Origin of the sequence: Novacetimonas sp. GS1, from assembly GCF_036686925.1 — a bacterium.
GTDB lineage: Bacteria > Pseudomonadota > Alphaproteobacteria > Acetobacterales > Acetobacteraceae > Novacetimonas > Novacetimonas hansenii.
This window is the reverse complement of sequence record NZ_VSZP01000001.1, coordinates 147,331-169,910: the sequence shown is the minus strand read 5'-3', so window position 1 is coordinate 169,910 and position 22,580 is coordinate 147,331. Positions and strand designations below refer to the sequence as shown.

Below are 22,580 nucleotides of genomic sequence, written 5' to 3'. Positions count from 1 at the left end.
GGCGGGATGCGTCAATGGGGCCATGGGCTTGACCTGCGGGATATTCTGGGGAAGTTGTGTCTGTTTCCCGTCCGGATGCGCAAAAAACAGCCCGGCACGTCGCCGTGGCGGCCGCGCATGATGAAAGAGAACAATGGTCATGGACAGCGTCAGTACACACCGTTTCACGCTTTCACCGAATCCTTCTCCGGTTTCGCCGGAGCGTCGGGCGGAGGTATTGGCCAATCCCGGATTTGGCCGGATCTTTACCGACCACATGGCCGTCATCCGTTATACCGAGGGGCAGGGCTGGCACGATCCCGTGGTGCGCGCCTATGCGCCGATCACGCTCGACCCGGCGGCGGCCGTGCTGCACTATGCGCAGGAAATCTTTGAGGGGATGAAGGCCTATCGCACGGCGCAGGGGGGGATTTCCCTGTTCCGTCCCGACGCCAACGCCCGGCGTTTCCGCACGTCGGCCGAGCGTATGGCCATGGCCCAACTGCCCGAAGACCTGTTTGTCGAGGCGGTGTGCCAGCTTGTGACGGTGGATCGCGACTGGGTGCCCACCCGCCCCGATGAAAGCCTGTATATCCGTCCCTTCATGATCGCGAGCGAGGCTTTCCTTGGCGTCAAGCCGGCGTCCGAATATCTGTTCATGGTCATTGCCTCCCCCGTGGGGGCGTATTTCGGCGAACAGGCCGTCAGCGTCTGGGTGTCCGATTATTGCCGCGCGGCCCCCGGCGGCACGGGCGAGGCGAAATGCGGTGGCAATTACGCCGCAAGCCTGATGGCGCAGAAGGAAGCCAAGGGCCATGGCTGTGCGCAGGTGCTGTTCCTTGATGCGGTGGAACGCCGCTGGATCGAGGAAATGGGCGGGATGAATGTGTTTTTCGTCTTTGATGACGGATCTGTCGCCACACCGCCGCTGACGGGCACAATCCTGCGTGGCATCACGCGCGACTCCATTTTGCGCATCGCGCGCGACAGTGGCCTGACGGTGCGTGAAGAGCCTTATGCCATTGACCAGATGTATGCCGATGCCGCGAGTGGTCGCCTGCGGGAGGTGTTCGCCTGTGGTACGGCGGCGGTGATCTCCCCCATCGGGCGGTTCCGTGGGAAGCAGGGCGAGGTTGTGATCGGCGATGGCATCACTATCGGCCCGGTGACGGAAAAGCTGCGTACCAACCTGATCGCGATCCAGCGCGGCAATGCGCCCGACCCGTATGGCTGGGTGCATAAGGTCGTCTGAGAGAGTGTTTGAAAACAAACCCTTGATAAAAAATAAGAAAAGTTTTCGGGTGCCGCCTTTTTTCCAAAAAGGCGGCGTCTTCTGAAGCTTTTTAGAAAAATCTTCACCAAAAATCTTTATAATTTCAGGGTGTTATCGCGCCTGACTTTTTAAACAGTCTCTGAACCGTCTCCCCATGATGGGGTGACGCAAGATATGGTTTCATGAAAATGCGCGCCCATAAAAAGGGGCGCGCATTTTTGTTGGCACACCGGGCGGTCAGGGACACCGGGCAATCAGGGATGTCGGCAGGAGTGCAAGGGTCTGGTGAAGCCCTTTTGGAAAAGCAGCGCGGAACGCCGCCTTTATTGAAAAAGGCGGCACCCTGGAACTTCTGTTTCCCAATCCCCTCTTTATTCCGCCGCCGTTTCGGCCTCGGCTATGGGGACATACAGCCGGTTGCCACCTTCGCGGAATTCTTCCTTCTTCTGTGCCATTCCCGCTTCCCTCTGCCTTCTTCACTCTTATATTATAATCTCTTTACCCCATCATTTCTTTCCTCACCTCTAACATAAAATTCTTTTTAATATCAAACTCTCTCATTACATAAATTACTTCTCTTTAAACTTTTATCTATCCCTAATCCAATTACTAACTTTCCCATCCTATTTTCATCATTACCATTACTATATCCTCTTTCTTACAATTCCTTACTTTTCATTTATCCCACTTACTTATTCATCCTTACACCCACTAATCTTACTTCTCTCATAAATTTTCATCTACCCCCCTCAATCTTACTCCTCACATTTACATCTCATATCATAAAAAAAAAAAAAAAAAAAAAACACAAAACAAAACAAAAAAAAAAAAACAAAAAAAACACAAAAAAAAAAAAAAAAAAAAAAAAAAAAAAAACCCCAAAAACCCTAATTATATATATTATTATTTTCCCCCCCCCCCCCTAACCTATATATCCCCCCCCATCAGCTTACCCCTATTTCTATTATTTTTCCCCCTCATTTTTCTGGTCATATCCCGGTGCGATGTCCGTCGTCAGCGGCCCCAGCGTATAGAACGGGGCCTCACCACATTCGCGCAACTGCTTTTCCACATTGACCTTGATCTTGTGCATGGGCACATGGCCCGGCCCCTCGATCATCACCTGGCACCCCTTGGCCCATGCGATTTTTGTCAGTTCGCCCAGTGTCTCAAGTTCTGCGAACTGTGCCGCGTCATTGGCATCCGCGATGGAACCGGGGCGCAACCCGTCACCAAGCGAAAATGATACGTCATAACGACGCATGATGTCGCAGATTTCGGGGAAATGTTCGTACAGGAAGCTTTCGCGATGGTGGTGCAGGCACCACCCCGCCATGATCGACCCCCCGCGTGAGACGATGCCCGTGACGCGGTTGGCCGTCAGCGGCACATGGCGCAGGCGTACGCCCGCATGGATGGTGAAATAATCCACGCCCTGTTCGGCCTGTTCGATCAGGGTATCGCGGAAGATTTCCCATGTCAGGGCCTCTGGCACGCCGCCAACCTTTTCCAGCGCCTGGTACAGCGGCACCGTACCGATGGGCACCGGGGCATTGCGGATGATCCAGTCGCGGATATTGTGGATATTGCGCCCGGTGGACAGGTCCATCACCGTATCGGCGCCCCAGCGGATGGACCAGACCATCTTTTCCACTTCCTCCGCCACGGAGGAGGTGACGGCGGAATTGCCGATGTTCGCGTTGACCTTGACGAGGAAATTGCGCCCGATCAGCATCGGTTCAAGTTCGGGGTGGTTGATGTTGGCCGGCAGGATCGCCCGCCCCGCCGCGATTTCGGACCGCACGAATTCCGGGGTGATGAAGGCGGGGATGTCTGCCCCGAAATCCTCCCCGTCCGCGCGGCGGGCCTCTGCCCCGGGTACCATTTCCGTACGGCCAAGGTTTTCGCGATGCGCGGCATAGATCATCTCGTCCGTGATGATGCCTGCGCGGGCATATTCGAACTGCGTGACCCTGGCCCCACGTTTCCCCTCGCGCACGGTATGCGGCGCGGGACAGGGGGGGACAAGCTGTGCGCCGGCGGCAAAGCCGTTATCTTCGGGCCGGACGGCGCGGGGGGTGACGGTGATTGTGTCGCGTGCGGCGATCCATGCCTCGCGGATGCGCGGCAGCCCATGGCGCACGTCACTGTGGGCGGGGGATGCGGTATAGGGGCCTGACGTGTCATAGACGCGTACAGGGGGTTCATTGGCCGAGGGTTCGAGCGCGATTTCACGAAATGGCACGCGAATGTCCGGGCGGGAGGTGGGGGAAGACCATGCCTTGACCGACCCCTGGATCGGGCCGGTTGTGACATGGTCGGGAGAGGAAGGCGGGACACTCTTGGTCATGACAGGACACCTTATGTTTCTCTCCGACAGGGGAAGGGGAGAAACCGGAAGGTGGTCCCGCGGGCAGGGAATGCGGCGGGGGCCTGTTGTTTCCGATGTCACACCAGTCCCTCCGCCGGTATGAACCGGATCAGGTTCCCCGGATGCATCATGCACCCGGCAGGGTCCCCGCATCCACGCCAGGGCGGCGTGCCAGCGGTATCTCAGCCCCTTTGACGGGACTCCCCTTGGTATATGCAGGATCGGTAAACTGGCGATTGCTGTCAATCACCAAAGCCATGGGACAACAGGATGTGAAAAATATGTCCCCCCGGTATCAGCATTGGTGCGGAGTAGGGTAAAAGGACAAGGGAAATCAGAACGGAAGACAGGCCGATGAGCATCCGACCGATCCCCACCCGCCCGATTGCCACCCGTATCGCGCAGGGACGTGGCGGCGAACCCGCCGATATCGTCATCCGTGGCGCACGCCTGCTGGATCTTGTGACGGGGGAACTGCTTGATGGGGATATCGCCATCTGTGGCGACACCATTGTCGGCACGCTGGACCATTATGAGGGACGCCACATCATCGACGCGCAGGGCCGCATCGCGGTGCCGGGATTCATTGATACGCACCTGCATGTTGAATCCTCGCTGATTACGCCGTTCGAATTTGATCGCTGCGTCCTGCCGCACGGGGTGACGACCGCCATCTGTGACCCGCATGAAATGGCCAATGTGCTGGGCCGTGCGGCATTGGAATATTTCGTCGATGCCGCATCGCGCGTGGTGATGGACCTGCGTGTCAACCTGTCAAGCTGCGTGCCGTCGACCACGCTGGAAACATCGGGCGCGTGCCTGTCGGCTGACGATCTGATGGAATGGCGTGACCATCCCTGTGTCATCGGGCTTGCAGAATTCATGAACGTGCCCGGCGTGCTCAACGGTGATCCCGGTTGCATGGCAAAGCTTGCGGCATTTGCGGGGCGGCATATCGACGGCCATGCGCCATTGCTGCGTGGGCGGGCGCTGAACGGGTATCTGGCGGCGGGGATTTCCACCGATCATGAGGCCACGGCCGCAGCCGAGGCATTGGAAAAAGTGCGCAAAGGTATGACGGTCCTGATCCGTGAAGGGTCCGTGTGCAAGGACCTGCGCGCGCTTGTTCCGCTGCTGACGCCCGCGACCTCGCCATTTTTCGCGTTCTGTACCGATGACCGCAACCCGTTGGAAATCGCGCATGAAGGGCATCTGGATTACCTGATCCGTCTTGCGATCGCCGAAGGTGTCGAACCTCTCGCCGCGTATCGCAGCGCTTCGCTCAGCGCGGCGCAGGCTTTCGGGTTGCGGGATCGGGGAATGGTTGCGCCGGGATGGCGGGCCGATATCGTGCTGCTTGATGACCTGCGTGAATGCCGTGTCGCCGATGTGATCGCAGCAGGGCGGCTGGTGGATGACGCGCTGTTCGCCACGCGGGAGGTGATCGCGCCAGTGGGGCTGCACAGCGTCAGCCTGCCCGCCCCGGTCAGTGCCGCCGACATGGCGCAGGCCGGCAATGGCGTGCAGGCCCCGGTGATCGGCCTGATCCCCGGACAGATCATTACTGAATTCCTGCGTGCCGACATGATGGTGTGCGATGGCGTGATACAGGCCGATCCCGCCCGTGACATCGCGCGTGTCTGCGTGGTGGCGCGCCATGGGCACAACGACAATATCGGTCGCGGTCTGGTGAAGGGATTCGGGCTGAAGGCCGGAGCACTGGCGTCATCGGTCGGGCATGACAGCCACAATATATGTGTTGTCGGGCTTGAGGGTGCGGACATGGCCGTGGCCGTCAATCATCTGGAAACAACGGGGGGAGGATTCGTCGTCGTGCGTGATGGGCGCGTGCTTGCCGACCTGCCGCTGCCGATCGCGGGCCTGATGAGCGATGCGCCATTTGAACAGGTTGCCGCCCGGCTGGAGGTTCTGCGCGCCGCCGCGCGGGGGTTGGGCTGTGTGCTGGATGAACCGTTCCTGCAACTGGCGTTCCTGCCGTTGCCCGTGATACCGCACCTCAAGATCACGGATTTCGGGATGGTGGATGTCGATCGCATGGCCCTGTTGTAGGATACGCGGATAACTGATGGCACAGGACATGACGGCGCAGGCGGGGGGCGCGCCCACCATCCGGCCCCAGGCCACGGCGACGCTGCGTGCCTATCGCGCTGACTGGACGCATTTCGCCGCGTGGTGCGCCGATCACGGGATCAGGCCCATCCCCGCCACGGCAGGGGATGTCGCGGCGTATCTGGAGTCGCTGCATACCTATGCCCCGGCCACCATCCGTCGCCGCCTTGCCGCGATCGGCAAGATGCACCGTTTCAACAACCTGCCATGGAAGGTGGGGGAACCCGTCATCCGCGCCGCCCTGCATGCCGCGCTGGAGGCCGCCGCGCCACAGGTTACGTCCCCGCCCGAAATCCTGACGGTGGCGCAGTTGCGTGCCATGGTCGAACGTTGTGATGACAGTGCGCGCGGGCGCAGGGACCGGTGTCTGCTGATTTTCGGGTTTGCTGGTGCATTGCGGCGTTCGGAACTGGTGGGGCTGATGGTGGAGGATGTGCGCCTGACGCCTGGCGGTGTGGTCATGCGCATCCGCGACGGCGCCGCCCCCGATCCCGCAGCCGTGGCGGCCGCCCCGGTGGGGGAGGAGGTCACGATGCCACAACGGCCCGATGACCTGACGCTGTGTCCCGCCCATGCCTTCGCCGCGTGGCAGAAGGTGGCGCACCGCCAGACCGGGCCGCTGTTCCGTCCCATTTCCAAGGGCGGGCGGGCCGGGGGGCGGGCGCTGACGCCGTTTGCCGTGACACGTATCCTGCAACGCCGGGCGGCTCTGGCTGATCTCGACGCCGGATATGCCGCACGGCTCAGTGCGCATGCCCTGCGGGCGGGATATATCGCCGATGCCCTGTCGCGCGGGATTGATGTGGAAGAGGTGCGTCATCACACCCGCCACCGTGACCCGCGCGCGATGCTCGCCTATGTCCGGGCAAGCCTGCCATGACCGGAAACCTGCGTTTCCCATGGGCCGACCTGCCCCCTGTCAAGGGGGAGGAAACAGCACCCGACTCCGCACTGCCCGCCGCGCCTGCGCCACGGGGACGGCGGGGGCGCAGGCCGCTTGCGGCATGGCGTGATGCGACGGGGAATGGATACTGGCAATGGTGGCACCTGCTGGTGCATGGCCCGGTGGCCGTGGTGGAGGGATTCGCCGGTGCGGCGCGTGGACGCGGCCTGATCCCGTGGCCCTTTGACGGGGAACGGGTGGAAGAGGACATGTTCGCGCTGGCGATTGGCGATGGCGCGTCCGCGCATACCCGTCGTGGCCTGTCGGTGGAGGGATGCCGCATCCTTGCGCGGCAGTTCCGCAATGCGGCAGAGGTGCGCCATTCGCAGAACCTGATGCGTATGGACCATGCGTGCGTGCTGGATTTCCATGCACTGGTGCCCATCCCGCCCGACATCCTGCGGCTGGGTGCGACGCATCCTGACGCACTGTCATGGCTGCGGCGGCACTGGGGCACGGCGGAGGCCCCGCGCAATGTGCAGCGCCTGGTGGGACGCAAGGCGGGGCGGCGGTTGCCCAATGGGCACAAGCCGGTGGTCTATGGTTTCTTTACCCCGCGTGCGGAGGCCCCGGAACCGCTGGTGGTGGCGTTGCGCGCACGCTGGCCGGACCTGTCCTTCGCCCTGTCGCCACGGGACATGACGTAATGGCGCAGTATGACCTGTTCGAGGAAGATGGCCGCCCGGAACCCGTCATCCGCATGGAGGCGTATCAGGGGGGGCTGACACACCTGCTGGCGTTGGCGCAGGCGCGCAGGATTGATATCCGCGCCCTTGACCTTGTGGCCCTGGTGGACCAGTTGACGGTGGCCATCCGCGCGTCATCCTCCCTGCCACTGGGGCGTAAGGCGGAATGGGCGGTCATGGTGTCGGGGCTGCTGTTGCTGCGTTCACGCCTGATGCTGCCTGCGGATGACCCGCGGCAGCGCGAAGCCACCGACGAGGTGTCGCGCCTGCGCGCGCAGCTTCTGGCGGCGGAGGAAGCAGGCCGCCTGGCCGCCTGGCTGTCTGCCCGTCCGCAACTGGGGCAGGAGATCCATGTTTATGGCGGTGGGCCCGCCTGCGACCTTCTGGAGCAGCCGCCGGAATGGGAAACCGACCGGATCGAATTCCTGTGGGGATGCCTTGCGGTCTTTGACGGTAACTGGGGGGTGCCACCGCCTGAACCTGCTTATGCACCGGTGCAGCTCGACCTGTTCGATGTGGAGGATGCGCGCGTGCGTGTGCGCCATGCCCTGATGTTGGCCGACGGCCCGGTGACATTGGACCGGATGCTGCCAGACAGGATGCCATCCAGCGGGGGAGCGTCCGAAGCGCCCGCGGGGCCGCCCGTGCGTGCGCGGTCCGCATGGACCAGCACCTTCACCGCCTGCCTTGAGCTGGTGAAGCAGGGCGAGGCCCGCGCCACGCAGGCGGACCCGGACCCTCTGCCCGCATTTTGCCGCACGTAAGGGGATCGGCCCCGGATATGGCGGAATTATGGCCTTTGATGGCGTGGGCAGTAATATTTTGTTGGCCGTAAATATAACAGGTGGTGTATGATACCTTTCATTAGGATGCATCAATCGGGTCCACGGTTTGCATGAACAATGCGCCGGAATTGCGTGAATAAATCGTGTAATAACGAAAAGTGATGCGATGGGTGCAAACGTACTACCCGATATTGTTTCGATGTGTTAACTTAATGTCGCGTGCCTGTCATTCTGCGTAAGAAACATAATGCCATGTCCGCGTGCGCCGTGCCGCCGTGCCGCAGTGTCAGGTGAAAGGGGGGCGCAATCGTGCCGCCGGGATATGCGGGTAACGGACACAGGGATATCAACGATGTGCGAAAGTGAGTTCCGGGAAGCGTCTCTTGTGTGTTTTTTCCATTAATTGTTGTCCCTTAGCTTGACTGCGCCGGGTTTTTGCTCAAGCTGGCAAAATCAGTTTTTCATCGGTGGGGATGGCGTTTCTGGTTTGTTATTTTCGGTAATCGATTCACGAAGCATGACGCGTGTCCTCCCATGCCGTTTCGGCCACAAGAGGGTTGATTTCGGAGAGTTAATAATGTTTATGGACGTTTATGGATAAAGCATGATGGACAAGCGACTTTCCTTGCAGGGGAGGAACCGGTTACCGGCTTCGCGACTGTTTGCCAGTCCTTCTGACGCACTGTCGGTAGCAATGCGTGGTAATTGCGAAGGCGGCGTTATCCAGATGGGGGAATGTCAGGCTGGTACAGTCGGGTTCAACCAGGCGTTTCGTAGATATCTGGTCATACTCTCGTAGTATTCGGTCAAATCAGAACACCAGAAAACTTTCTATAAACTCCATTAACTATGCCGTTCTGAATGAGGTATGGGTATGACGTATGCGGAACAAAGTGACAATCGATTACAGAAAGCCATAATATTTGGCGTCGTTTTGCTTTTCGAGGGCGCTCTTGTCACGGCGCTGATGTATGGTCTTGGCGCGCCCAAGTCCTCGCCGCCGCCGCCGCCGCGTCCGCCGGTGCAGGCACGCGTCATCAAGGAGCCGCCGCCTCCTCCGCCACCGCCGCCGCCACCGCCGCCACCGCCGGTGATCACGCAGCCGCCGCCGCCGTACATCCCGCCGCCGAAGATCCAGGTGCAGGCGCCGCCGCCGCCGATCAAGCACGTGACGCACACGAAGCCGCCCAAGCCCATGCCGCCGGCAAAGGTTACGCCGCCGTCGTCGTCGGATGCGCCGGTGTCCAATGCGCCGCCCGTGCCCGATCATATGGCTGGTTCGTCGCCGCTGAACCATGTGGTGCCCGAATATCCCGAAGAAATGTCGGATGCGGGTCGCGAAGGCGTCGTGACGGTTGCCTGTGACGTCGAAACGACGGGCGCGACCAGCAACTGCCAGGTCATGAGCGTGAAGGGTGGGCAGCCGTTTGCCGATGCCGCGCTGCGTGCCGTGCGTCAGTCGCGTTATGCTCCGGCCGTAAAAAATGGTGTTCCGATCAAGGAATTTCATCACCTTTATACCATCACATTCAGCCTGAACGACTGAGTGTGGCGGTGTCAGCCCATGTTGCGATGCGGGGGCTCGCAGTCCCCCGCAGCTTCTAAAAACAACACGTCCTGTCTAGAGGATCCTGAGTAAATGATCAGACTGCATCGCAAACACGCTCTCATCACCTCGGCAGCTTTCGCCGCCATGCTGTGCGTTTCGTCTCCGCTTGCGGCGCTGGCGCAGGACGCGGCCCCGGCGGCCGATGGGGCCGCCCCGGCGGTTTCCGCGCCGCCGACCGATGGTGCGGGTGCCCCTGCGGCCGCCGCCCCGGCTGACGTGCCGGCGGCTTCCGCCCCTGCCACGGCTCCTGCCGATGCGGCCCCGGCGCCTGCCGCCGATGCCGGCGCGGCTGCCCCTGCTGCTGATGCCGGTGCGCCAGCGCCTGCCCCGGCCCCCGCTGCTGATGCCGCCCCCGCGCCCGATGCACCGCCGCCGCCGCCGCCTGCACCCGAAGGCAACCCGTACGGCCTGGGTGCCCTGTGGGCAAACGGTGACTTCATCGCCCGTGGCGTCCTGCTGATCATGGTGTTCATGTCGGTCGGCACCTGGGTCATCATGATCAAGAAGTTCTTTGAACAGGCAAGCCTGTTCAGCGCGGGCAAGGACGTGACGTCCAAGTTCTGGACCAAGCCGACGATCAAGCAGGGCGCGGACGCGCTGCCGGCGAACTCCCCGTTCCGCTATATCGCGGAAACCGGTGTGAAGGCTGCTGAACATCACGAAGGCACGATGCAGGAATCCATCGACCTGCATTCGTGGACGACGATGTCGATCCAGCGTTCGGTCGATCTGATCCAGACGCGCCTTCAGGGTGGGCTTGCGTTCCTTGGGACCGTGGGTTCGACCTCTCCGTTCGTTGGCCTGTTCGGCACGGTCTGGGGCATCTATCACGCGCTGACGGCCATCGGTATCGCGGGTAATGCCTCGATCGACAAGGTTGCCGGCCCGGTTGGTGAATCGCTCATCATGACGGCTATCGGCCTTGGCACCGCGGTTCCGGCGGTTCTTGGCTACAACCTGCTGGTGCGCCGTAACAAGGGCGCGATGGATCTGGTGCGTAACTTCGCCGCTGACTTGCAGTCCATCCTGATGGGCGGCTATCGTCATGGTTCCGATCCGCAGAACACGATTGCGGTTCGTCCGGACAATTCTCCTACAACCACGACTATTGACAATCGGGTGGCCTGATCATGGGAATGCAAGTTGGAGGTGGCGGCGATGAAGACGAGGTGGTGTCGGCCATCAACACCACACCGCTTGTCGACGTCATGCTGGTGCTGCTGATCATCTTTCTGATCACTATTCCAGTTGCGACGCACACCATCACGGTAAAGCTGCCGATGGATGCAAACCAGCCGACCCGCACCGCGATTGATAACGTCGTGATCGCGGTGACGTCCAAGGGGCAGGCATATTGGGGAGAAACCCCGCTGAATGGCTATGCCGACCTCGAATCGCATCTGGAACATGCGGCGGCACAGAAGCCGCAGCCGCAGATCCAGATCCGGGGCGACATGGCCGCCAAGTATGAGGCAGTCGGCAAGGTTGTTGCGGCCTGTCAGCAGGCGGGCATCATTCACATTGACTTTATTACCGAACAGCCCCACGGCTGATCCTCGGTATCCATTCCCGGCCGGGAGGCAATCCCGGCCACTTTTGGGAGAATACGCGCCATGGGCATGAATGTCGGGTCCAGCAGCACGACAGAGGACGAAGGTATTGTAGATATCAATACCACGCCCCTGATTGACGTCATGCTTGTGCTGCTGATCATGCTGATCATTACCATCCCGATGCAGACGCATTCGGTTTCAATGGACCTGCCGCAGGGGAATCCTCCCCCCTCGACAGAGCCGGACCCACAGATTGATACGGTGTCGATTGATTTCGACAATACGATCACCTGGAACGGTGACCCGGTACCTGATGAAGCCGCACTTCAGGCGCATTTTACAGAGGCGGCGTCGATGCCGGTGCAGCCTGAAATGCACATCCATCCGGATCGTCTTGCCAATTACAAGACCGTGGCCCACGTCCTTGCCGATGCGCAGCGTCTTGGTATCACGAAGCTGGGCATTATCGGTAATGACCAGTTCATGGATGCGCAGTAAGGCGGCATAGCCTGCTATTACTGTTGCCACCGGGTTTGGGAAACGGCCTTTCGCATATTGCGAAGGGCCGTTTTTTCGTACGGTTACTGTTCCATATGCTCTTTCTGCCTGCCTTGCTTATATGGGATGCGGGTGGTGTCGGTGCTGGTGTTCAATGTCGCGGAAGGGGCTTTGGTGACGCTGCTTCCCGGAATGCGTCGCAAGGCATCATCTTTTTGAAGCGGCGCAGGCCCTTAAATCTTTGAGATCTTGCTTGGAAAAGCATGACCAGTATTGCGCTGGAATTATAAAATATTTTGATGAAGTTTTAAAAAACCTAGAAATAACCAATATTTTTAGAAAAAGTAATGTTTAATAATATCCTGAAATTATAAAGGTTTTTGGTGAAGCTTTTTCCAAAAAGCTTCAGAAAACGCCGCCTTTTTGGAAAAAAGGCGGCACCCAAAAACTTTTCTTTTTTATCAATGAGTTGCTTTCAAACAATCTCTTGAAAAAACGATAGTGTCTGTAACTGCCGTTCTTTTTTTCAAACAGTTTTTTATAGAGATGTTTTTTCCCTCTGGTTCCATCTTCTGGCGTCCAGAAGGGCCTTTGCCGCCTTTGCCGCCTTTGCCGCCTTTGGGGACGGGGGCGACGACATGCCGTGTCACTGGATGGATCTGTGCGGTGCCTCGATTCAGGATGGCAAAACAGGGGTGGGGGTGTTCGCACCGTGGGGCCTGGGGTGTAACGGAAAAAGAAACGGCCTGTTGCCGGTTCTGCATCCGGTGTTCCGGGTCTGTCGGTCCCAGATGGGGAATGATCCCTGTATTTGTTGCGGGATCGTTTTGTAATTCTACAAACACAGTAAAAACAGTCCCGTAAAACCGTCATTTCCTGATCGGTTCGTTGCGTTGCCAACCGGCTTTGCCCCTTTGGTGGGGATGCGCGCACACGATGTGGCGTGCATGCAGGTACATAAACAGCCTGTTGCTTTTTTTGGCCTTTCCCCCGTCATCTTATTTCCTTTAGGTCAACAAGACGCCTGCTGGCATCTGACCCTTTTCCATGATCGCGTATGGCGCGATGGCCATGCGGCGCGGTCGCATGGAGAAGGGGAATGCCTGTGGGATGGGGATCTGGGTGGATGCCCTCGGGGGAGGTGCAGTCCTGTTATGCCGGATCGGAAGAGTAACAATGTTCGGGGGGACGGATGAACATCACGCTGAAATGCACTGCCCTGCCATCTGCGACCATGCTGTCAGCCGTTGACCTGCGCGTGCCATGCAACCGGGGATATGCGTCCCGGTACGGGAATGCATCGTGATGACTGGCGGATCGTCACGCATGCGCACGACAGGGGATGGGGGTATCATGGGAAAATATGCAATGGGCCTGCGCGCACGGCTATGTGCGGTTTCATGTCTTGCGGGGGCGGGGCTGGCGCTTGCGGGGACCATGGATCGGGCGCTTGCGGCAACGTCCGCACCCGCGGCGGCACATCGTGTCACGCATCGGGGGGCAGCAGCACGGCCGGCCGCCGCGCAGGGAACATCGGCGCATCCCGCGACGGTCATTCCCGCGACGGCCATCCCTGAGACGCCAGAGGTCATCCATGTTTCGCGCGCCCGGGACGCCCGTGATGGTGGTGGCGGGATGATGCGTCTGGAAACCGCGCCCCATGCGGTCCAGACGGTGGGCAAGCAGTATATCGAGATGCGCAGTCCCACCAGTACGGGACTGGATCTGGTGAAAAACCTGCCCAGCCTGAATGTCACGACCCCGGATTCATCGGGTATGGAAGGGGGGCAGATTCAGGTGCGTGGCCTGACGGACCTCGATATGGGGCTGATGCTTGATGGCGCACCGGCGGCGGCTGCGAAATATCTGGCGGAAAACATTGATTCCGAAAACCTTGAAAGTGTCGAGGTCACGCCAGGCAGCGCGGGCACCGATCTGCCGGTCATGTCGGCGGCGGGCGGTGTCATGAACGAACGTTCCCACACGGCATCGCACAAATTCGGGGGCATGACGGATTTTTCGTATGGCACGAACAACCTGTCACGCGAATTCATCCGCCTTGAATCCGGGGATATCGGCAATACGGGCGTACGCAGCTTCTTTTCATTCTCCAACTCGCACGCGCGATCATGGATGGGATCGGGTATCAACCAGCGCAGGCATATTGATTTCGGGTTGCAAAAGGATTGGAAAAACGGATCGACGGCGCGGCTGTTCCTGTCATGGAATGCCGAGGATTTCACAATCGATTCCTATCCTGATGCCACGGCATTCTATAACTACAAACATACTGGCGTCGGATATGGCCGTAATTCCGATCCTTCCAGCGATAATTACTGGAAGAACAATAACGATCACTGGAACCAGATCTTCCTGACCGCACCTGTGCATGTGGTGCTGCCGTCACGCTTCTCCCTTGACCTGCAACCTTATTTCAGCTTTGGGCAGGGATGGGATGGTTCCCCTGGCGGGACGACGGCGTCCGACGGGTCGTACAATACGCTGTTCGGGTCGTCGGTGGCCTATTATAACAACGGGCAGCTTGCGACAAACCAGAACCTGACCAATTACTTCCTTCAAAACGAAGTGCGTCAGGTCGGTGCGGTGGCAAAGCTGAATTACCAGATCGACACGCATAACCATTTCTCGGTCGGGTACTGGTATGAAAATGCCCAGACCATCCAGTCCTATCCGCTCAGCGCCACGATGGCCAATGGCGCGAACCCCAGCCCCAACTGGGCACAGTACCAGATCAACAGCAACGCGGTATTTGGGCAGACCGCAGGATATGAACTGCATTCGCTGTTCGTGCAGGACACGGCAAAATATTTCAATGACCGGCTGACGATCCATGCGGGCTTCAAATTCGTGATGTCCAATGCGTGGAACAAGCAGTGGATGAATCACAGTTCCAACTATACCGGCGCGCGTAGCGGGACCAACACGACTGAACCCCTGCCGCAGCTTTCGATCGGATATCAGTTCAATGATCATCACCAGATCTATGTGAACGCCGAAGGTGATTACCGTGAGCCAAGCGCTGTTGACCTTGGCTGGACCACGCCGGGAACGAAAATGCTCAAGAACCAGTATTCCATCAAGGAAGAGCTGGGCTATCGCTATCACGACAAATACGTGATGGTTGATCTTGCGCTGTTCAACTACAACGTGACGAACCGCATTCTCGACACCTATATCGGTGCGAACCAGTATGCCCCGATCGAGGGCGGGAACCAGACCATGCGTGGCTTTGACGTTATGGTGGCGGGCCGGTCATATTACGGGTTCAGCCCGTATGCCTCGTTCGAATATCTGCATGCGACGCAGGATTCCAACGTGACGGATGGCAATGGAAACCTGATCCGTGCCAAGGGCCAGCAGGCCATCATGGCGCCGCATGTCATGGCCAATTTCGGCCTGACCTATAAATACAAGGGCTTCTTCGCCAATGCGAGCGTCCATTACACCGGCCCGCAGTCGGTGGCGCTTGATAACAGTGAACGCATTCCCGGCTATGTCACCGATACGCTATCGCTTGGGTATCGTTTCAAGCCGTTCCTGTATGCCAAATCGCCAACCTTCCGCCTGAACTTCACCAACCTGACGGGATCGGTCGTGCGCACCGGGGCGATGGGGGCGATTTATTCCGCGGGCAATCAGGGGGGATATAACGTCTATTACGGCGCAAGTGGTGGACGCAGCGCGAATGGCAACTCCTTCATGGTGGAACCGCGCTTCACCATGACCGGCACGATCTCCACCGCGTTCTGAGGGCGATGGCCCGTCGCGTTGACGCAAGGATGCGGCAGGCTGTTCGTATTGTCCTGTCCGTTGCGGGGTGGAACATGCGTGATGAACGGGTCATCACGCATCGGGCCGCGCACGGGCATGGCCCATGAAACATACCGTTCATCATGAAAGGTTCATGGAAGGTATTATTTCCAAAAGAGTCTTAATATTTAAGTATTTTTTGGAATTTATGCCCCCGAACCTTTTCTTTGCATCCGCTGGCTGTTTTGGAACGGCCTTTTAATCGTGATGCCGAAGGCAACGACCACCATGCAGCACAGCAGACCCCACCCGATTGATGAAGTCCCCCCGCTTGGCATGCTGTTTACGTTCGGGCTGCAGCATGCGCTTGTGATGTATTCGGGCACCGTGGCCGTGCCCCTCATCCTTGCCGCGACACTGGGTCTGGACATGGGGCAGACGATTACCCTGATCAATTCCGGTTTGATGACAGCAGGGATCGCCACGATCATCCAGGCCGTGGGGATCGGGAAGATTGGCTCCCGCCTGCCGATCGTGCAGGGGGCGTCGTTCGTGACGCTGGCGCCCATGGTGATGATTGGCAAGATGTATGGAAACAGCGCCATCTTTGGCGCGATCATCGGGGCGGGGGGCTGCACGTTGGTGCTGGCCCCGGCGCTGGGGCGGCTGATGCGGTTTATCCCACCCGTTGCGACGGGTTGTTTGTTGACGGTCATCGGCCTGACACTGATTCCGGTGGCAGGCGTATGGCTGGGGGGGGGGACGCCATCGGATGCGGCGTTCGGTACGTCCCCGAACCTTGTTCTGGGGGGCGTGACAATGGCGGTCACGCTGGCGGTCTATGCCGCGGGATCGGGTTTTATCTCCAATATCAGCGTGCTGCTTGGCCTGATTATCGGCAGCATCATTGCGCTGGCTTGTGGCATGGGTCATTTTCAGGCCGTGCATGATGCACCGTGGTTCGCGCTCAGCATGCCCATGGCCTTTGGCGTGCCGACCTTTCATGTGGTGCCGGTGCTGATCATGACGCTGACGATGCTGGTGATCCTTGCGGAAACGACGGGCAACTGTATTGCTGTGGGGCGCATTACCGAACGCCCCATGGACGAGGAAACGCTGATCGCGGCGTTCCGTGCGGATGGCCTGTCCACCATGCTGGGGGGCCTGTTCAACAGCTTTCCCTATAACGCGTTTACGCAGAATACCGGCCTGATCGCGATGACCAACATCCGCAGCCGCTTTGTCGTCGCGGCGGCGGGGGTGGTGCTGATCGTGCTGGGCCTGTTCCCGAAACTTGGCGCGGTGATCGCGGCCATGCCCGCGCCGGTACTGGGGGGATGTGCGCTGGTGATGTTCGGGATGACGGCGGTGGGGGGTATCCGCGAACTGTTGCATGTCCGTTTCGAGGGCACGCGCAATGGCATGATTGCGGCGGTTTCCATGGGGTTGGGCATGTTGCCGATGTCATGTCCCATCCTGTTGGCGCATGTCAGCGGGATGGCACGGCTGTTTCTTGGTAACGGGGTGTTTTTGTGCGTGTGTTCGGCCGTGGTGCTTAACCTGCTGATCGGAGAGAAGATCCCCACGCTGGAGGAGGAACTCCATCCCGACACCGCGCGGCAGGTGCCCTGACCCCAAAGGATTGTAAAAGCGCGGCTTTGTCCCTTTGGCTGAGGGAGTGTTTGAAAACAAATCATTGATAAAAATAAGAAAAGTTTTTGGGTGCTGCCTTTTTTTAAAAAGGCGGCGTCTTCTGAAGCTTTTTGGAAAAAGCTTCACCAAAAACCTTTATGATTTCAGGATGTTATTAAGCCTGACTATTTCAAGCAGCCCCTTAAATAATTGGCTGTTTGAAAAGCGGGGGGCCGTGACCCGCCGGGGTGGTCAAAGCTTTTGGTGAATATTCAAAAGACACGCTAACGGCAGGAATTTTTAATTTCTTATCGACGTCCTGTTTTCAAACGATCTTCACCAGAAAATTTTAAGGGGCCGACAGGGTTTATGCCCAGGCAGCCTTGCAGGAGGGCCGGTTCCCCGCCGGTTGGTCAGGCCTGTTCCCGACCGCCCGAAAACAGCCGTGATGCGCTGAGCAGCATGCCAAGAAAGGCGATGACGGATGCGAATTCCAGGCAGCGTATCGACGGCCGCATGGCGATCAGCCCGAACGTCATCGCCACAAGCATCGCGCCCGTCGCCTGTCCGCACTGGCGCGAAACCTGGACCATTCCACTTGCACTGCCGGATCGTCCGGCGGGGGCTGTGACCATCATGATACGGTTGTTGGGGGGTTGGAATATGCCAAACCCCATTCCCGCCAGCCCGACGCGCCATACGATGTCATACCAGTGTGGCTCCGCAGGGAGCAGATAAAGGGCAAGGAATCCCATCGACGTAGTGAACAGCCCCACCGACGACAGGATCGTGGCCGGGACCCGGTCGCTCAGTCGGCTGATGACCGGCGCGACAAGCATGATTCCCACCGGCCACGGCGTCATCAGCAGCCCGACCACCGATGGCGGTGCATGGAACAGGTTCTGCAATGTGAAGGGAAAGGACACCATGAACAGGTTGGACGACACGAAAGCGAGGAACCCGATGCAGGCCCCGGTGCGGAATGCCGCGACCTGCAACATGTCGATCGGGAACATCGGGTGGGCGCGTCCCTTCTGCCGCCGCACCAGAAGCCAGCCCGATACGATGCCGGTTATCGCGAAGGCATAGACCTGCAGGCTGCTGGCATGGTGTGCGATGGAATCGCCTGCCATGATGAGCGCGCCAAACGCGAACGCATTGAGCAGCGCACTGAGCCCGTCGAATGCGCCATGTTGCAGCGGCGTGCGTGGCAGGGACATCAGCGCCAGCACCAGGGCCGCAAGGCCCAGCGGGATGTTGATGAAAAACAGCCACGGCCATGTGGCGACCGACAGGATGATGGATGCCACCGTTGGCCCCGCCCCCACGCCAAGTGCGACCATCACGCCATTGAGCGCGATGCCGCGCCCGATGATCGCATGGGGATAGATGAAGCGGATCAGCGCGATGCTGACGCTCATGATACATGCCCCGCCCACACCCTGCACCGCGCGCGCCAGCGACAGCGCCAGCAGCGAATGCGACAGCCCGCAGAACAGGGAGGAGACGATGAACAACACCAGCCCGATCTGGCACAGGCGTCCGAACCCGATCCGCGCGCCCAGTGCCGCCGTGGGCAGAAGGGCGATGACACTGGCGAGCTGGTAGGAATTGATGATCCATACCGCCGACGCGGCGGAAACATGCAGGTCCCCCCCGATGGTCGGCAGCGCGACGTTGGCGATCGCGTAATCCAGCAGCGCCAGCAGGACCGACAGTGCGACCGCACACATCGCCTGTATCCGGGCCGCACCGTGCAGGCCCTCTCCTTCGGTCAGTATCTTGGTGTCGCGGGGCATGGCATGTCGCTGTCTTGCGCGGTGTCCGGCGGGCCGGAACGTGCGTGGGGGGCGGGGGGACATCCCCGTCGCAGGCCCGTGTGGAATGCGGGCCGGGGGGCAATGTTCAGTCGCGTGCGGTGTGCTCCAGCGCGCGCATGCCGATATCGTGACGCCAGATGGCATCGTCCCAACGGATCGCACCCACCCCGGCATAGGCCCGGGTGCGGGCCTGTGCCAGCGTGTCGCCTGTGGCGCAGACTGCAAGCACGCGGCCACCCGCCGCGACCAGGTGATGATCGGCATCAAGCTTTGTGCCCGCCTGGAACACCTGCACACCGGGCAGGTCTTGTGCATCGTCGATGCCCGCGATCACGCCGCCGGTCACTGGCCTGCCGGGATAGCCGCGTGCGGCCATCACCACGCTGATGGAGGCCTGTCCCGAAAAGCGGATATCCGTGCCTGCAAGATCGCCCTTCGCCACGGCGGCAAGCGCGGCGAGCAGATCGCTTTGCAGCCGGATCAGAAGGGCCTGCGCCTCCGGGTCGCCAAGGCGGACATTATATTCGATCAGTTTCTCACCCTGCGGTGTCAGCATAAGCCCGGCGAAGATGATGCCGTGGAACGGTGTGCCACGTCGCGCCATCTCGCGCAGCATGGGACGCACCATCGTATCGAGTGCCGCTTCCTGTCGCGCGCGGTCGAATCCTGCGGGGGGGGAAACCGCGCCCATGCCGCCGGTGTTGGGGCCGGTATCGCCATCGCCAATGCGCTTGTGGTCCTGTGCCGCGCCGATCAGTACCGCCTGTTCCCCCGCGCAGAAGGCAAAGAGCGAGACCTCGTCGCCCACCAGGCATTCTTCGATCACCACCGTGCGCCCGGCGTCCCCCATTGTGGCGTCGGTCATCAGGTCTTTGATGGCGGTTTCGGCTTCTTCCACGTTCTGGGCCACGATCACGCCCTTGCCCGCCGCCAGGCCATCGGCCTTGACCACGATCGGTGCACCGGTGGCACGCACATGCGCCAGTGCGTCGGCCGCGGTATCAAACCGTGCCCAGCGCGCGGTGGGGATGGCCGCCGCGTCACAGATTTCCTTGGTAAAGGTCTTGCTGCCCTCAAGCTCCGCCGCCGCGCGCGATGGCCCGGCGCAGGCAATCCCGGCCTGTGCGCAGGCATCGGCCAATCCCGCCACCAGCGGGGCCTCCGGTCCGGGCACCACAAGGTCGATGCGTTCATCGCGCGCAAGTTTGATCAGGCCCGCCACATCATCGGCGCGGATGGCGCAATTGGTCCCCAGCGCGGCCGTGCCGGGGTTGCCCGGTGCAATGAACAGCGCCTCCAGCAGGGGCGAACGCGCGATCGCCGCCGCCATGGCATGTTCACGCCCCCCCGATCCGACCAGCAGCACCCGCATGAATCAATTCTCCTGTTTGCAATCCGCCCTTTCGGGACGCGCGTCTCTATCATAACTTCGGGTCATGCATGAACCCAGCTTCCCATCCGGCGCGCCGGGCGCCACGAATATCGCGGAATATTCCGTATCCGAAATTTCGGGCGCGATCCGCAGCACGCTTGAAGGTACGTTTGGACGTATCCGTGTGCGCGGCGAAATTACGGAATTCAAGCGATATTCATCCGGTCACCTTTATTTTTCCCTCAAGGATGAGAAAGGGAAGCTGTCTTCCGTCGTCTGGCGCGGCAGTGTTTCCCGCCTTGGGCTGAAGCCTGAAAATGGCGTGGAGGTCATCGCCACGGGCAAGATTTCCTCTTATGGCGAGCGTTCTTCCTACCAGATGGTGATTGACCGTCTGGAATATGCGGGGGAGGGCGCATTGCTGGCCCGGATCGAGAAGCTGCGCCTGCGCCTTGCGCAGGAAGGCGTGTTCGATGCGGAGCGCAAGCAGCGGATTCCGTTCCTGCCACGTGTCATAGGGGTCGTGACTTCGGCACAGGGGGCGGTGCTGCATGACATCCGCACCACGGTGGCCCGGCGTTTTCCGCGTGACCTGCTGGTCTGGCCTGTCCCGGTGCAGGGCGAGGGCGCGGCCGAACGCATTGCCGAAGCGGTGGCGGGGTTTGACCGGATCGACGGGCGCACGGGGATTGCGCGGCCCGATGTGCTGATCGTGGCGCGTGGTGGTGGTTCGCTGGAGGATCTGATGGCCTTCAATGACGAATCCGTGCTGCGTGCGGTGGCGGCCTGCACGATCCCGGTCATTTCCGCCGTGGGGCACGAGACGGATACGACCCTGATTGATTTTGTGTCAGATCGCCGCGCACCCACCCCCACGGCGGCGGCGGAAATGGCGGTGCCCGTGCGTGCGGAGCTGGAGGCGGACCTTGCCCACCGCATGGCGCGGCTGTCGAACGGGCTGGGGCGTGTGCTGCAGCTTGGGCGGGCGCGACTGGGGCGGGCGGCGGCGGGGCTGCCTGACCTGCCATCATTGCTGGAAACCGCGCGCATACGGCTTGACGACCGTGGGTATCGCCTCGACATGGCGTTGCCCGCACTGCTGGAACGTCGTCGCGCGCGCTTGCAGGCGGCATGTGACCGCTTGCCCACGCCCGGCACCATCATTGCGCTGAAACGTTCCGGCCTGACGCTGGCGTCGGCGGCACTGGCGCGTGGGGGGGCCGCAATATCTGCGCGACCGCCGGGGCCGGGTGACGGCGCTGCGTCCTTCGGCCCCCGCCCTGCTGGCGTTGCTGCGTGAACGGCGCGCACGTGTGCAGGGGGAGGGCGGGCGTCTGGAATCGCTGTCGCCGCGTGCGGTGCTGGAACGTGGCTATGTGCTGGTGCAGGACCGCGCGGGCCATCCGCTGACACTTGCCGCGGAGGTGAAAGCGGGCGCGCAGGTCATCATGACCTTTGCCGATGGGGACGTGGCGGCGCGGGTCGAACGTGCGGCCCACAGCGAACAGGGGCGGCTGGACCTGTAACAATGAAGGAAAAAACAGTGGCAAGGCATGGTGTGAATATGGAACGGCGCGTGATGTCGCGTGTGACAGTGGCAGTGGCAGTGCTGGTGGGGATGGCATCGGGTCTGTCGGCCTGTGCGCCACACCAGCGTGCGACACCTGTGGCCCTGCCACCGCCTGCGGTTGCCGCGACGGGGGCTGCGGAACCTGTGCTGGTGAACGACCCTTCCGCCCCTGCAGATACGCCGCTGTGCGGTCATGCCGCGCGGGAGGCCAACGCCATCGGGGCGACAATCCACCCTGACATCACCCCCGCACGCAGCAGTTGCGCCGCGAATGCGTGTTTTGATCCCCAGACGGGCACCTATATCGGGGCGGATGGTAACCGCCATGTGTGCCGATAGGGCGTAGCCCCACCCGTCATTGCCACGCGTATGGGGCCGCCATGGCAGGCAGGCCATGGCAGGAAGCGCGCTTCCTGCCCCTGATCTGCTGGGAGAGTGTTTGAAAACAAATCATTGATAAAAAACAGGAAAAGTTTTTGGGTGCCGCCTTTTTTTAAAAAGGCGGCGTCTTCTGAAGCTTTTTGGAAAAAGCTTCACCAAAAACCTTTATAATTTCAGTATGTTATCGAGCCTGAATTTTTAAACAGT

General features: G+C 60.3%; 15 protein-coding genes, 2 pseudogenes and 1 riboswitch. Of the genes and pseudogenes, 14 read left to right on the top strand and 3 right to left on the bottom strand.

Features of this window, described 5'->3' with window-relative positions:
- Positions 1–139: 139 nt before the first annotated feature.
- Both FYB92_RS00875 and FYB92_RS00870 read left to right on the top strand, forming a co-directional pair.
- On the top strand, positions 140–1,231 hold the full coding sequence (locus tag FYB92_RS00875) for a branched-chain amino acid aminotransferase (RefSeq protein ID WP_003617155.1): 1,092 nt from the start codon (positions 140–142) through the stop codon (positions 1,229–1,231).
- A 203-nt stretch (positions 1,232–1,434) separates the two neighbouring features.
- Positions 1,435–1,785, top strand: coding sequence for a hypothetical protein (locus FYB92_RS00870; RefSeq protein WP_332828037.1), 351 nt, complete (start codon positions 1,435–1,437; stop codon positions 1,783–1,785).
- Between the two features lie 440 nt (positions 1,786–2,225).
- On the opposite strand, the pseudogene thiC reads toward FYB92_RS00870, so the two are convergent.
- Positions 2,226–3,602: pseudogene (thiC, locus tag FYB92_RS00865) on the bottom strand (phosphomethylpyrimidine synthase ThiC); the annotation flags it as partial.
- 89 nt (positions 3,603–3,691) lie between these two features.
- Positions 3,692–3,840, bottom strand: a riboswitch (TPP riboswitch).
- 137 nt (positions 3,841–3,977) lie between these two features.
- Between thiC and ade the strand changes: the two are divergent.
- The 10 genes from ade to FYB92_RS00815 all read left to right on the top strand — a co-directional run bounded on the left by ade (position 3,978) and on the right by FYB92_RS00815 (position 17,230).
- Complete coding sequence (gene ade / locus FYB92_RS00860) at positions 3,978–5,693, top strand: adenine deaminase (protein ID WP_332828036.1); 1,716 nt, start codon at positions 3,978–3,980, stop codon at positions 5,691–5,693.
- 16 nt (positions 5,694–5,709) lie between these two features.
- Complete coding sequence (locus FYB92_RS00855) at positions 5,710–6,633, top strand: site-specific integrase (protein WP_143456071.1); 924 nt, start codon at positions 5,710–5,712, stop codon at positions 6,631–6,633.
- Complete coding sequence (locus FYB92_RS00850) at positions 6,630–7,343, top strand: hypothetical protein (RefSeq protein ID WP_332828035.1); 714 nt, start codon at positions 6,630–6,632, stop codon at positions 7,341–7,343. Before FYB92_RS00855 ends, FYB92_RS00850 begins: the two co-directional genes overlap by 4 nt.
- Positions 7,343–8,146 (top strand): hypothetical protein, encoded by an 804-nt coding sequence (locus FYB92_RS00845; RefSeq protein WP_332828034.1) that lies wholly within the window; start codon positions 7,343–7,345, stop codon positions 8,144–8,146. The genes FYB92_RS00850 and FYB92_RS00845 overlap by 1 nt, the downstream gene beginning before the upstream one ends.
- An 889-nt stretch (positions 8,147–9,035) precedes the next feature.
- On the top strand, positions 9,036–9,713 hold the full coding sequence (locus FYB92_RS00840; protein ID WP_040510363.1) for an energy transducer TonB: 678 nt from the start codon (positions 9,036–9,038) through the stop codon (positions 9,711–9,713).
- A 93-nt stretch (positions 9,714–9,806) separates the two neighbouring features.
- Positions 9,807–10,904, top strand: coding sequence for a MotA/TolQ/ExbB proton channel family protein (locus tag FYB92_RS00835; RefSeq protein WP_332828033.1), 1,098 nt, complete (start codon positions 9,807–9,809; stop codon positions 10,902–10,904).
- A gap of 2 nt (positions 10,905–10,906) precedes the next feature.
- Positions 10,907–11,329, top strand: a complete 423-nt coding sequence (locus tag FYB92_RS00830; RefSeq protein WP_040510365.1) for a biopolymer transporter ExbD — start codon at positions 10,907–10,909, stop codon at positions 11,327–11,329.
- A 60-nt stretch (positions 11,330–11,389) separates the two neighbouring features.
- A complete protein-coding gene (locus FYB92_RS00825) occupies positions 11,390–11,827 on the top strand; it encodes a biopolymer transporter ExbD (protein ID WP_003617173.1) in 438 nt (145 codons plus the stop codon).
- Positions 11,828–13,153: 1,326 nt separating this feature from the next.
- A complete protein-coding gene (locus tag FYB92_RS00820) occupies positions 13,154–15,598 on the top strand; it encodes a TonB-dependent receptor (RefSeq protein WP_408902385.1) in 2,445 nt (814 codons plus the stop codon).
- Positions 15,599–15,886: 288 nt separating this feature from the next.
- On the top strand, positions 15,887–17,230 hold the full coding sequence (locus tag FYB92_RS00815; protein WP_040511304.1) for a nucleobase:cation symporter-2 family protein: 1,344 nt from the start codon (positions 15,887–15,889) through the stop codon (positions 17,228–17,230).
- A gap of 413 nt (positions 17,231–17,643) precedes the next feature.
- On the opposite strand, the gene FYB92_RS00810 is transcribed toward FYB92_RS00815, so the two are convergent.
- Both FYB92_RS00810 and purD read right to left on the bottom strand, forming a co-directional pair.
- Positions 17,644–19,029: an MFS transporter gene (locus FYB92_RS00810; RefSeq protein WP_003617190.1), complete on the bottom strand. Its 1,386-nt coding sequence runs from the start codon at positions 19,027–19,029 to the stop codon at positions 17,644–17,646.
- A 106-nt stretch (positions 19,030–19,135) separates the two neighbouring features.
- Positions 19,136–20,422 (bottom strand): phosphoribosylamine--glycine ligase, encoded by a 1,287-nt coding sequence (gene purD, locus FYB92_RS00805; protein ID WP_003617193.1) that lies wholly within the window; start codon positions 20,420–20,422, stop codon positions 19,136–19,138.
- 64 nt (positions 20,423–20,486) lie between these two features.
- On the opposite strand from purD, the pseudogene xseA reads away from it, so the two are divergent.
- Both xseA and FYB92_RS00795 read left to right on the top strand, forming a co-directional pair.
- Positions 20,487–21,948: pseudogene (xseA, locus tag FYB92_RS00800) on the top strand (exodeoxyribonuclease VII large subunit).
- Between the two features lie 2 nt (positions 21,949–21,950).
- Positions 21,951–22,331: a BA14K family protein gene (locus tag FYB92_RS00795; RefSeq protein WP_332828032.1), complete on the top strand. Its 381-nt coding sequence runs from the start codon at positions 21,951–21,953 to the stop codon at positions 22,329–22,331.
- The last annotated feature ends 249 nt before the right edge of the window (positions 22,332–22,580 follow it).

What these genes read in the sequence shown, in the direction of transcription:
- FYB92_RS00875 (WP_003617155.1), top strand. Translation starts at nt 140, where the DNA reads ATGGACAGCGTCAGTACACACCGTTTCACGCTTTCACCGAATCCTTCT.
- FYB92_RS00870 (WP_332828037.1), top strand. Translation starts at nt 1,435, where the DNA reads ATGAAAATGCGCGCCCATAAAAAGGGGCGCGCATTTTTGTTGGCACAC.
- ade (WP_332828036.1), top strand. Translation starts at nt 3,978, where the DNA reads ATGAGCATCCGACCGATCCCCACCCGCCCGATTGCCACCCGTATCGCG.
- FYB92_RS00855 (WP_143456071.1), top strand. Translation starts at nt 5,710, where the DNA reads ATGGCACAGGACATGACGGCGCAGGCGGGGGGCGCGCCCACCATCCGG.
- FYB92_RS00850 (WP_332828035.1), top strand. Translation starts at nt 6,630, where the DNA reads ATGACCGGAAACCTGCGTTTCCCATGGGCCGACCTGCCCCCTGTCAAG.
- FYB92_RS00845 (WP_332828034.1), top strand. Translation starts at nt 7,343, where the DNA reads ATGGCGCAGTATGACCTGTTCGAGGAAGATGGCCGCCCGGAACCCGTC.
- FYB92_RS00840 (WP_040510363.1), top strand. Translation starts at nt 9,036, where the DNA reads ATGGGTATGACGTATGCGGAACAAAGTGACAATCGATTACAGAAAGCC.
- FYB92_RS00835 (WP_332828033.1), top strand. Translation starts at nt 9,807, where the DNA reads ATGATCAGACTGCATCGCAAACACGCTCTCATCACCTCGGCAGCTTTC.
- FYB92_RS00830 (WP_040510365.1), top strand. Translation starts at nt 10,907, where the DNA reads ATGGGAATGCAAGTTGGAGGTGGCGGCGATGAAGACGAGGTGGTGTCG.
- FYB92_RS00825 (WP_003617173.1), top strand. Translation starts at nt 11,390, where the DNA reads ATGGGCATGAATGTCGGGTCCAGCAGCACGACAGAGGACGAAGGTATT.
- FYB92_RS00820 (WP_408902385.1), top strand. Translation starts at nt 13,154, where the DNA reads ATGCGCACGACAGGGGATGGGGGTATCATGGGAAAATATGCAATGGGC.
- FYB92_RS00815 (WP_040511304.1), top strand. Translation starts at nt 15,887, where the DNA reads ATGCAGCACAGCAGACCCCACCCGATTGATGAAGTCCCCCCGCTTGGC.
- FYB92_RS00810 (WP_003617190.1), bottom strand. Translation starts at nt 19,029, where the DNA reads ATGCCCCGCGACACCAAGATACTGACCGAAGGAGAGGGCCTGCACGGT.
- purD (WP_003617193.1), bottom strand. Translation starts at nt 20,422, where the DNA reads ATGCGGGTGCTGCTGGTCGGATCGGGGGGGCGTGAACATGCCATGGCG.
- FYB92_RS00795 (WP_332828032.1), top strand. Translation starts at nt 21,951, where the DNA reads ATGAAGGAAAAAACAGTGGCAAGGCATGGTGTGAATATGGAACGGCGC.